Genomic DNA, 10341 nt, shown 5'->3' with positions numbered 1-10341 from the left:
GGCCGCCAGATCGTCATAATGGCCGCAAATGATTAGATTGATTTCGGCGGGCTTGGCGCCGCTGCCCTGCAAAAATCGGATTGAATGTTCTACTAATAGAAAATTGTAGAAAGAATTCTTTCAATTCGCCGCCATCGCCCTAGATTCAAGCAAAATCTGTGCGCATGGTACTTCCGACGACATGACCTATCAAACCGGGGACGATACCCCGTTCCACTGTTTCCACTGGTCTATACCCCGGGCAATTCGCATCCGGATCTGCTCTTTTGATGGCGGCGCCTGCCCTGCATTACCCTTGCCCCGCCCCGGAGGCTCCCCGGAACCCTGGCACAGAGCGTTTTCCCGATCCATCTTCGCTAAAGGAAGCTCATGAGCCGTCTTATCGTCGTTTCCAATCGTGTTCCCATGCCGGCCAAGGATGGGAGTGCTGCGGCCGGTGGCCTCGCCGTCGCGCTGCAGGCAGCCCTGCAGGCGCGCGGCGGCATCTGGATGGGATGGTCGGGAGAGTCGAGCGGAGACAGGGAGCCCAGCGCGCTGTCGCTGCTGCAGAAGGGCAACATCACCTATGCGCTGACCGATCTCACCGACACCGATGTCGAGGAATATTATCGCGGCTTTGCAAACCGCGTTCTCTGGCCGATCTGTCATTACCGCCTCGATCTCGCCGAATACGGCCGAAAGGAAATGGCCGGCTATTTCCGCGTCAACCGCTTTTTCGCGCGTCGGCTGGCGCCGATGATCCAGCCGGACGACATCATCTGGGTTCATGATTACCACCTGATCCCGCTGGCGGCCGAACTGCGGCAAATGGGGCTGAAGAACCGGATCGGCTTCTTCCTGCACATTCCCTGGCCGCCCGCCGATATTCTCGTCACCATGCCGGTCCATGAAGAAATCATGCGCGGCCTTTCCCATTACGACCTCGTCGGCTTCCAGACCGACTACGACCTGCAGAACTTCGCCGGCTACCTGAGACGGGAGGGCATCGGCGACGACCTCGGAAACGGATTGTTCGATTCTCACGGGCGGATCTTCAAGGCCGGCGCCTATCCGATCGGCATCGAGACCGCAGCCTTCGCCGAATTCGCAGAGCGAGCCGCAGACAATGTCATGGTGCAGAAGACCCGGCGCAGCATCGAAGGCCGCGACATGATCATCGGGGTCGATCGCCTCGATTATTCGAAGGGCATCATTCAGCGTCTAGAAGCGTACGAACGCTTCCTCACCAGCAATCCGGCCTATCAGAACAAGGTCACCTATCTGCAGGTCACGCCGAAATCGCGATCGGAAGTCCCCGAATACGAGCATATGCAGAAGATGGTCGCCGAACAGGCGGGCCGCGTGAACGGCGCCATCGGAACGGTCGACTGGGTGCCGATCCGCTATGTCAACCGATCGATCAGCCGCACCGTGCTCGCCGGTCTCTACCGCCTGGCGACGATCGGGCTCGTCACGCCGTTGCGCGACGGCATGAACCTCGTCGCCAAGGAATATGTCGCCGCCCAGGATCCGGATCGCCCGGGCGTCCTGGTGTTATCGCGCTTTGCCGGCGCGGCACGGGAGCTGAAGGGGGCGCTGCTGGTCAATCCCTACGATGTCGAGGGCACAGCCAATGCGCTTGCCAGGGGCCTTGCCATGTCGCTCGAGGAGCGCCGCGACCGCTGGAGCATGATGATGGAACATCTGCTCTCTCACGACGTCTCTCTGTGGTGCGAAACCTTCCTGCGGGACCTGGTGACTGCTCCAGAGCTCGGCCGTAGCGTGGCTCCCCAGGCAGCCTCCTGATCGATCCGCATCCGCATGAAGGCCTCGACGCAAGGGCTGGCTGCGGCGCTGGCGAAGCGTTAAAAATGCCCCTCACCCTAACCCTCTCCCCGTAAACGGGGCGAGGGGACGTGCCACACGCAATGTCGGCGGCGGAACGGAGAGGTCGCGACTATCCCCCTTCGCCCCGCAAGCGGGGGTCCGAAGGACGGGTCGAGACCCTGGCTCCACCTCGGTCGGTGCCGGCAGGCGGATGAGGGGCTGATGCTCGCTTAAGCCTTAAAGCCCGATCTCGTGCGCCCAGGGCGGATTGGCGCCGGCGCGGGAAACGGTGACGGCGGCGGCCTTGGCGCCGAGCGTCAGGGCGTTGCGCACCGCCTGTTCATCGAGCGAGGCGACCTGCTCTTTGGTCAGCAGATTATCCCTCTTCAGCGAGGCAAGCACGCCGGCGTCGAAGGTATCACCGGCGCCGACCGTGTCGACAACGGCAACGCGCTCGCTCGGCACCGTCACCTTGCGATCCCTGGTGTAACCCGAGGCGCCTTCCGCGCCCTTGGTGATGACGACGAGCTTGGCGCCCTCAGCCAGCCAGTGGGCGGCGAGCGCGTCATGGTCGCCTAAAAGACCGAACCAGTCGAGATCCTCGTCGGAGAACTTGACGATGTCGGACTTTGCCGCCATGCGCCGGATGCGGGCCATATGAGCCTGCTTGTCCTTGATGAAGCCCGGGCGGATGTTGGGGTCGAGCGAAATGACGCGGCGGGCGGCCTCCCGGTCGAGCAGTGCTTCGTAGGTTTCGCCGCAGGGGCTCGGGATCAGACTGATCGCGCCGAAATGCAAGGCTTCGCAATCATCGCCGAGAACAGGCAGGTCGGCCTCGGTGATCATCCGGCCGGCTGTGCCCTCATCGTAGAAGGCATAGGTCGCCTGGCCGCTGACGAGCTTGACGAATGCGATCGTCGAAGGGCGCGGGGTGATGGCGCATGGGCTGTAATCGACATTGCTCGCCTTCAGCGTCGCCAGCAGGATTTCTCCCATCATGTCGTCGGCAATGCCGGTGAAGAAGGCGGTGGGAATGCCGAGGCGGCCGAGCGCGATGGCGGTATTGAAGATCGCGCCGCCGGCATAGGGCGCAAAGCCCTTCTCACCAAGGGTGGTGTCCCTCGGCAGCATGTCGATCAGGGCTTCGCCGCAGCACAAAATCATCGGATTCCTCCCAACAGCACGGATATGTTCATCAACCGATTAAGCGAGCTTTTGTCAACTAGCTAGAGCGAAAGCTCACTGACTCCACCATTCCTCGCCGACCAAGCCAATGGCGCATCCAGGAAGGCCTCGACCTCTGCAAGCGTCTTGTCGTCGAAAAGCCTCTCCGCCCTGGCAACCGCAAGGACACTGCGCCAGGTGGCGATGTGATGCAGCCTGACCTTGCCGTCGGCAAAACGCTGATCGCCGAAAATGCCGTAGAAGAACAGCGCGATACCGTGATCGACGATGCCGCCGGCGGCGCGAATGGCGTCGATGAACTTGAACATGCTGCCGCCGGCCGTCGTCAGGTCCTCGATGACGAGCACGCGCGAACCTTCGGGCATATTGCCTTCGATCTGGGCGTTGCGGCCGTGGCCCTTCGGCTGCTTGCGGACGTAGATCATCGGCAGGCCGAGGCGATCTGCGAGCAGGGCAGCGAAGGGAATGCCGGCGGTCTCGCCGCCGGCGATGCAATCGAACTGCTCGAAACCGGCATCGCGCAGCAGAGTGCTGGCGGCAAAATCCATCACCGTCGAACGGATGCGCGGATAGGACAGGAGCTTACGGCAATCGATATAGACCGGGCTCGCCATGCCGGAGGAGAGCTTGTAAGGCTGAGCCGCATTGAAATGCACCGCTTTGATCTCCCAGAGCATCTTGGCCACCAATTCGGCCATCAGGGCGCGGTCGGGAAATGCGGTCTGGATCATCGGGCTCTCCTTCGGTTTTGCGTCTCCGGCAATAGCAGCAAGCGCCCACCGTTTCCAGACGCAGGCGATCTATTCCAGCAAGAGACGGCCGATATCGGGTCCCTGCATCTTCTTGAACAAGGCAATCGTCCGGTCGCCCTCCTCTGCATCCAGCGAGACGGCATAACGCACGGCGGCGGCAAGCAGCTGCATCGTCAGCCGGGCGATCGCGTGAAGTTCGCTGCGGTCCCGATCCGGCCAGAGGCGCACAAGCGCGGCGAGAAATGCCTGGGTATGGAATTCCATGTCTTCGGCATCGACCTGCTGCAGCTGCTTGTCGGTGTGGGTCGCATGCCAGATATCGCGCATCACGGGCTCGCGGCGGAAGAACGCATAATATTCGTCGACGATGTTGGCGAGCGCCCCCGGCAGGGCGGCGGCGTCAACGACCTTCGCCAGTGCCTCCTCGACACAGCGCCTGCCCTCTTCGTTGAAGCGCTCGGCTAACGTCCGGATGATCGCGCTCTTGTCGGGGAAATACTGGTAGAGGGCGCCGAAGGAAAGGCCAGCCTTTTCAACGATCTCGCTCATCTTCAGGCCGTCGCTGCCATGGCTTTCGATCAGTTCGGCGGCGACGGCGAGGATTTTTTCGAAACGCTCGCGGCCGCGCTGCTGGCGCGGGATGCGGCGCGGCTGGCCGCCACGGTCCTGCTGGCGTCCGCGCGTTGCGCGTCTCTGCTCCGACATCGGCTCTCCTTCACGTTGACAATTAGAATAAGAGAGTTTATCTGGTTTTACAAATAAGAGAGTTTCTCTTATTTATCCCGCAAGGAGTTTCGGCATGCAGATCGTCCTCATGCTTTCCCTAGTCGCAGCCGCCATCGGCAGCGGCCTCGTCGCCGGCATCTTCTTCGCCTTCTCGACCTTCATCATGAGCGCCTTCTCACGCATCCCGGCCGAACAGGGCATTGCGGCGATGAACTCGATCAATGTGACGATCGTCCGCTCGCCCTTCATGGGCCTCTTCGTGCCGACGGCGATCCTCTGCCTCGTCATCGCCGTCCTCGCGGTGATCGACTGGCGCGGCGGCGCGTCCGCGCTGATGCTGGCGGGTGCAGCCATTTATGTGTTTGCCTCCTTCCTCTCGACGATCATCTTCAACGTGCCGATGAACGACGCGCTGGAAAAGGTCAGCGGCAGCGGGGCGGAGGCGGTGGCGCTCTGGACCTCCTATGTCAGGGATTGGACGTGGTGGAATCATGTGCGAACCGTGGCCTCGCTGCTCGCCTCGGCCGCTTTCGTGCGGGCGCTGATGATTGTTTGAGCAGCAGGCGCCCACACCAACGGCAACGTACAAGGATGAGGAGCGTTGGAGGATGCCGCGGCTTGGAATGAGGGCCGCGGGAGAGTGTTGTGGCTCGGGTTCCGTCTCCAACTTCCGCCTTGATCCGTGTCGTTCCGGCGCCTTGAGCGACAAGAGCAACGTCCAAGAGAGCCCCTGAGGTGCCCCGCAGGGGCCTCGAAGGACGAGGCGGCATGCCGGCGTCTGCTGAGCAGTCGAGAATCAAGACGCGGTGCGCGACACCTCGGCCGGAACTGCAGTGAGATAGCCGGCAAGCTCGACCCGGTTGCGGCCGCCGCGCTTGGCGGCGTAGAGCGCCTTGTCGGCGGCGCTCAGCATGGCGTCGAAATCGAGCGGCGTCGACCGGCCGGGCGCAACGCCGACGCTCACTGTGCATCTCAACACCTCACCGTCGATTGGAATCTCTCGCGCCTCGAAGGCCCTGCGGATCCGCTCAGCCGTCAGTTCTGCCCGGCCGGGCATGATCTCCTTCAGCACTAGCGCGAATTCCTCACCGCCGAGCCTCGCGGCGGTATCGCCTGGGCGGCAATGGGCGGTCAGTTCCTCGGCGAAGACGGTGATCACGCGGTCGCCGCTCGCATGGCCATAGCGGTCGTTGACCGATTTGAAATGATCGATATCGAAGACGATGACGGCGGCGGTGGTGCCCATCGGGCGCGTGCCATACTGATCGAAGACGGCGCGCCGGTTGAGCAGGCCCGTCAGCGGATCGGTGATCGCCTCGAGACGATGGCGGGCGGCGAGCCGCCATTGATGCAGCGCCAGCGACAGCGCGCCGATCCCGGTCATGCCGGCGATGCAGACGGCGAGGCTCAGATCCTCCGCCCAGTTGCTCGGCGCCTTGCCGAGCACCAGCTTTCCATCGGCAATCAACACCGCGGCGCAGAGAACGAAGGAGATTGCCGTCAGCGTATAGAGTGCCGCAATTCCGAGGAGCGGCGCCGGCGCTTCGACGCGGGCGAGCCAATATTGCCGAGCAGTGGCAAACAGCAGCAGGGCGATGGCGAGATTGTCGGCGATGAAGGCGAGGCCGTCATAGCCGGCAACCATCGGGACGATCGAGAAGGCCATCGCCGCCAGCGCCCGGCTGGCGATGGCAAGGATCGACAGGCGACCTGACAGGAACTGTTTGCCCGCGCCCCAGATGGTGGCAAAGCCGGCATGGAACAGCACGAAACTGCCAATGGCGAAGCCTATATCAGGCCTGCTCACATAGGCGCTGTAGACAAAAATGCCGCTGACAACGAGGACGAGACCGATGGTGGCGGTGAGCAGCACGGTTTCGGCCCGGCGCACCAGCCAACTGCCCATCAGGGTTACGGCCAGGCAGGCCGCGGAGACGCCGAGCGCCAACAGAAGGGAGTTGTAGTCGAGCATCATGCTTCTTCAGTCTCCGCAGCGGTGTCGCGCCGAACGATCGGCAGCTATGGGGTCCGCGAAGAGGAATGTCTTATGCATCCGTTAACAAATGATGCACCGCACAATGAAAATGTTACGCGCCTAACGTCACCGCAGCACTTAAAATGAATATTCTATTTAAAATAGAAAACGCAGCAGGCGAGTCCCTAGACCAACACTTGCCAATGAAGGGGAAACATAGGATCGAAAACCGTCACCGGACCGGCGCCGGTTTCTATCTTAGCGGGAAAGAGAACCGGCTCTGCCTGCTTGGAAAGCGTGATGCGTTCCTCGTTCGGCGACAGCCCATACCAGGCCGGTCCGTTCAGCGAGGCGAAAGCTTCAAGCCTGTCGAGAGCACCTTCCTCCTCGAAGACATGCGCAAGGCAGCTCATCGTATTGATCGAGGTGTAGATGCCGGCGCAGCCGCAGGCGCATTCCTTCAGCGGATCGACATGCGGGGCAGAATCGGTGCCGAGGAAGAAGCGGGCGTCGCCGCTTACGGCGGCTGCGCGCAGCGCCAGCCGATGGTTCTCGCGCTTGGCGACCGGCAGGCAGTAATAATGCGGGCGGATGCCGCCGACGAGGATGGCGTTGCGGTTGATGATCAGGTGGTGGGTGGTGATCGAGCCGGCGAGATTTGATTTGGCGGCCTTGATGTAATCGATGCCGTCTGACGTCGTCACATGCTCCATCGTCACCTTCAGCTCCGGCAGGCGCCGGCGCAGCGGATCGAGCACGGTGTCGATGAAGACGGCCTCGCGATCGAAAATATCGACCTCAGGCGTCGTCACCTCGCCATGGACGCAGAGCGGCAGACCGATCTCGGCCATGCGTTCGAGCACCGGCATCGCCTTTTCCATGTCACGCACACCGCCATGCGAATTGGTCGTGGCGCCGGCGGGATAAAGCTTGACGGCGGTGATGAGGCCGCTCTTTGCACCCTCCGCCACATCGTCGGGGCTGGTATGTTCGGTGAGATAAAGCGTCATCAGCGGCTGGAAGCGGTGGCCGTCCGGCAGCGCCTTGAGGATGCGCTCGCGATATGCCTTCGCATCCGCTGACGTGACGACCGGCGGCACCAGATTGGGCATGATGATGGCGCGGGCGAAGGTGCGGCTCGTATCGGCGATCACGCCTTCCAGCATGGCGCCGTCGCGCAGATGCAGGTGCCAGTCGTCGGGACGGCGGATGGTGATCGATTGCATGGCGGGCCTCCGAAGCGATGCGTCTGCCGCCTCGATAGCACTAAAGCGCGGCGGGTCAAACCGGCTTCATGCGACGCCGTTTCGCCCTTTATGCAAATCTGATCCCGGAGCCGTTCAATACGTCCGGGTGGCATGCATCATACATCAAATGAACAATCGCGTCGGCGTCACGCCAGCGCAATCTCCAGCGTCACGTCGGCTGGGCGACGGTTTTCGAGGATCAGCCGGCCGTTCGGCAGGTCGTTGCCGTAGACTTTGGCGCTGGCGGCTTCTTCGCTGAGATTGTAACCGCGCCAGCGCGCCCAGAGCCGCTCTTCGAGAACCTCGATCGGCGGCGCCAGCATTATCGAAAAATCGAAGATGCCGTCGAGTTCGGCCCATTTACCCTGTGTGAAGAGCAGATAATTGCCCTCGACGATGATGAAGCGGTCCTCGGGATCGATTGGTCTGGCGGAAGCGATGGCGAGTTCGCGGGAGCGGTCGAAGACCGGCGCCAGAACCTCCTGGTCGGCCCGGCGGACGGCGCGGATGATATCGAGGAAGCCTCTGACATCGAAAGTTTCCGGAATGCCCTTGCGCGCCAAAAGGCCGCGTTCGATGAGGATGGCATTGTCCATGTGGAAGCCGTCCATCGGCAGGACTGCGGCGCTTTCGCCTCTGGCTTTCAGCGCCGCCGCCAGATTGTCGGCCATGGTTGACTTGCCCGCCCCCGGCGGCCCGGCGACGGCAATCAGGAAACGTTTGGCATCGCCGGCGCGGGAAAGCACCTCGCCGGCGATGTCGTCGATGCGCAGGCTCATGCCGCAACGGGCTCCGTCGGCACCGCCTTGGCGCCGGTCATGAAGGCGACGGCGTCGGACATGGTGTATTCCTTCGGATTGATCACCGTCAGCCGCCGGCCGAGACGGTGGATATGGATCCGGTCGGCGACCTCGAAGACATGCGGCATGTTGTGCGAGATCAGCACGATCGGCAGGCCGCGGGCGCGCACGTCGAGGATCAGTTCCAGCACGCGCCGGCTTTCCTTGACGCCGAGGGCGGCCGTCGGTTCGTCCATGATGATGACCTTCGAGCCGAAGGCTGCGGCGCGGGCGACGGCGACACCCTGGCGCTGGCCGCCGGACAGCGTTTCCACCGCCTGGTTGATGTTCTGGATGGTCATCAGCCCGAGTTCCGACAGCTTGTTGCGCGCCAGCTTTTCCATGGCCGGACGGTCGAGCATGCGGAACAGCGAGCCGAGCGGGCCCTTTTTGCGGATCTCGCGGCCGAGGAACATGTTGTCGGCAATCGATAGCGCCGGCGACAGAGCAAGGTTCTGGTAGACGGTTTCGATGCCGGCTTCGCGCGCCTCCATCGGCGAGCGGAAGTGCACCTGCCGGCCTTCGAGCGTGATCACGCCCTCGTCAGGGGTGACCGCGCCTGAAATCGCCTTGATCAGCGACGACTTGCCGGCGCCGTTATCGCCGATGACGGCAAGGATTTCACCCGGGTAGAGGTCGAAATCGGCATTGTCGAGCGCGGTCACGCGTCCATAACGCTTGACGAGGCCGCGGGCGGTGAGAATGGGTTCGACAGCCATGGTCATACCGAAACCTTTCTGATCCACTGATCGATGGCGACGGCGGCAATGATCAGCACGCCGGTCAGGAGGACTTTCCATTGCGGATCGGCGCCGAGCATGTTCAGGCCCATCGATACGACGCCGACGATCATGGCCCCGAACAGCGTGCCGAGAATGGAACCGCGGCCGCCGAAGAGCGAGATGCCGCCGATCACGGTCGCGGTGATCGCCTGGAGGTTATAGTCGGTCACCGCCGAGGACGGAGAGATTGAGCCGTTGCGGCCGATCGACACCCAGGCGGCGAAGGCGGCGATGACGCCCGACAGCGTATAGACGGTGAGCAGCACCCTCTTCGTCTGGATACCGGAGAGCTTCGCCGCTTCCGGATCGTCGCCGACCGCATAGACATGCCGGCCCCAGGCGGTGTGATTGAGGATGTACCAGAACAGGAGGACGAGCAGCACCATGGCGATGACGCCGAGGGTGAGCACGGCGCTGCCGACCTTGAAGCTCGCGGCGAAAAGATGCAGCAGCGGCGCCCGTTCGTCGACATCGGTGTCGCGGATCGTCTCATTGGCGGAATAGATGAAATTCGTCGCCATGACGATATTCCAGGTGCCGAGCGTGACGATAAAGGGCGGCAGCTTCATGAAGGCGACGAGGAAGCCGTTCAGCAGTCCGCACAGGCCGCCGACCAGCAGGCCTCCAATCACCGCGATCGGCGTCGGGATGCCGTAGGTGATGGCCACATTGCCCATGATGACGGCCGAGATCACCATGATGACGCCGATCGACAGATCGATGCCGGCGGTCAGGATGACCAGCGTCTGGGCGGCGCCGAGAATGCCGACGATGGCGATCTGCTGCAGGATCAGCGTCAATGTGTATGACGAGAAGAAACGCCCGCCGAGCGCTATTCCGAAGATGATGATCGCCAGTACGAGTACGATCAGCGGCACGGCGGCCGGTGTCGAGTGCAGAAAGTGCTGGGCGCGCTTGATCAGCGGGACGCCCTGGTGCTCGAAGGAGGCGACGTTCTTGTCGCTGCCGTCGAGGACGCGTTCGAATTCCTGTGCTCCGGTCATGGTTCCTCCTCCGCATCCGCGCGCC

At 62.6% G+C, this 10341-nt stretch carries 10 protein-coding genes; 2 read left to right on the top strand and 8 right to left on the bottom strand.

The window, feature by feature from the left end:
* The first annotated feature begins 369 nt into the window (after positions 1–369).
* Complete coding sequence (otsA, locus tag AC13QO_RS27350) at positions 370–1785, top strand: alpha,alpha-trehalose-phosphate synthase (UDP-forming) (RefSeq protein ID WP_085776796.1); 1416 nt, start codon at positions 370–372, stop codon at positions 1783–1785.
* A 258-nt stretch (positions 1786–2043) separates the two neighbouring features.
* On the opposite strand, the gene AC13QO_RS27345 is transcribed toward otsA, so the two are convergent.
* The 3 genes from AC13QO_RS27345 to AC13QO_RS27335 all read right to left on the bottom strand — a co-directional run bounded on the left by AC13QO_RS27345 (position 2044) and on the right by AC13QO_RS27335 (position 4448).
* Entirely contained in the window at positions 2044–2970 is a 927-nt protein-coding gene (locus tag AC13QO_RS27345; protein ID WP_488542450.1) for a carbohydrate kinase family protein, read from the bottom strand.
* A 62-nt stretch (positions 2971–3032) separates the two neighbouring features.
* Positions 3033–3722: an orotate phosphoribosyltransferase gene (locus AC13QO_RS27340; RefSeq protein WP_221127720.1), complete on the bottom strand. Its 690-nt coding sequence runs from the start codon at positions 3720–3722 to the stop codon at positions 3033–3035.
* A 69-nt stretch (positions 3723–3791) separates the two neighbouring features.
* On the bottom strand, positions 3792–4448 hold the full coding sequence (locus AC13QO_RS27335) for a TetR/AcrR family transcriptional regulator (protein ID WP_488542449.1): 657 nt from the start codon (positions 4446–4448) through the stop codon (positions 3792–3794).
* A gap of 94 nt (positions 4449–4542) precedes the next feature.
* Here AC13QO_RS27335 and AC13QO_RS27330 point away from each other — a divergent pair, with 94 nt between their 5' ends.
* Complete coding sequence (locus tag AC13QO_RS27330) at positions 4543–5025, top strand: anthrone oxygenase family protein (protein ID WP_285191846.1); 483 nt, start codon at positions 4543–4545, stop codon at positions 5023–5025.
* Positions 5026–5265: 240 nt separating this feature from the next.
* On the opposite strand, the gene AC13QO_RS27325 is transcribed toward AC13QO_RS27330, so the two are convergent.
* From AC13QO_RS27325 to AC13QO_RS27305, 5 genes are all read right to left on the bottom strand, one after another.
* Complete coding sequence (locus AC13QO_RS27325; protein ID WP_285191847.1) at positions 5266–6444, bottom strand: GGDEF domain-containing protein; 1179 nt, start codon at positions 6442–6444, stop codon at positions 5266–5268.
* A gap of 185 nt (positions 6445–6629) precedes the next feature.
* Positions 6630–7670 carry a dihydroorotase gene (gene pyrC, locus AC13QO_RS27320; protein WP_488542448.1) on the bottom strand — a complete coding sequence of 347 codons (1041 nt, stop codon included), beginning with the start codon at positions 7668–7670 and terminating at the stop codon, positions 6630–6632.
* Positions 7671–7837: 167 nt separating this feature from the next.
* Positions 7838–8470 (bottom strand): nucleoside triphosphate hydrolase, encoded by a 633-nt coding sequence (locus tag AC13QO_RS27315; RefSeq protein ID WP_285191848.1) that lies wholly within the window; start codon positions 8468–8470, stop codon positions 7838–7840.
* On the bottom strand, positions 8467–9249 hold the full coding sequence (locus AC13QO_RS27310) for an ATP-binding cassette domain-containing protein (protein ID WP_064707825.1): 783 nt from the start codon (positions 9247–9249) through the stop codon (positions 8467–8469). Before AC13QO_RS27310 ends, AC13QO_RS27315 begins: the two co-directional genes overlap by 4 nt.
* 2 nt (positions 9250–9251) lie before the next feature.
* Positions 9252–10316 (bottom strand): ABC transporter permease, encoded by a 1065-nt coding sequence (locus tag AC13QO_RS27305; protein ID WP_285191849.1) that lies wholly within the window; start codon positions 10314–10316, stop codon positions 9252–9254.
* Between the last annotated feature and the right edge of the window lie 25 nt (positions 10317–10341).

The organism is Rhizobium sp. CNPSo 3670 (assembly GCF_057784555.1).
The sequence above is the reverse complement of the archived record's forward strand: the minus strand, read 5'-3'. Positions and strand labels throughout refer to the sequence as shown.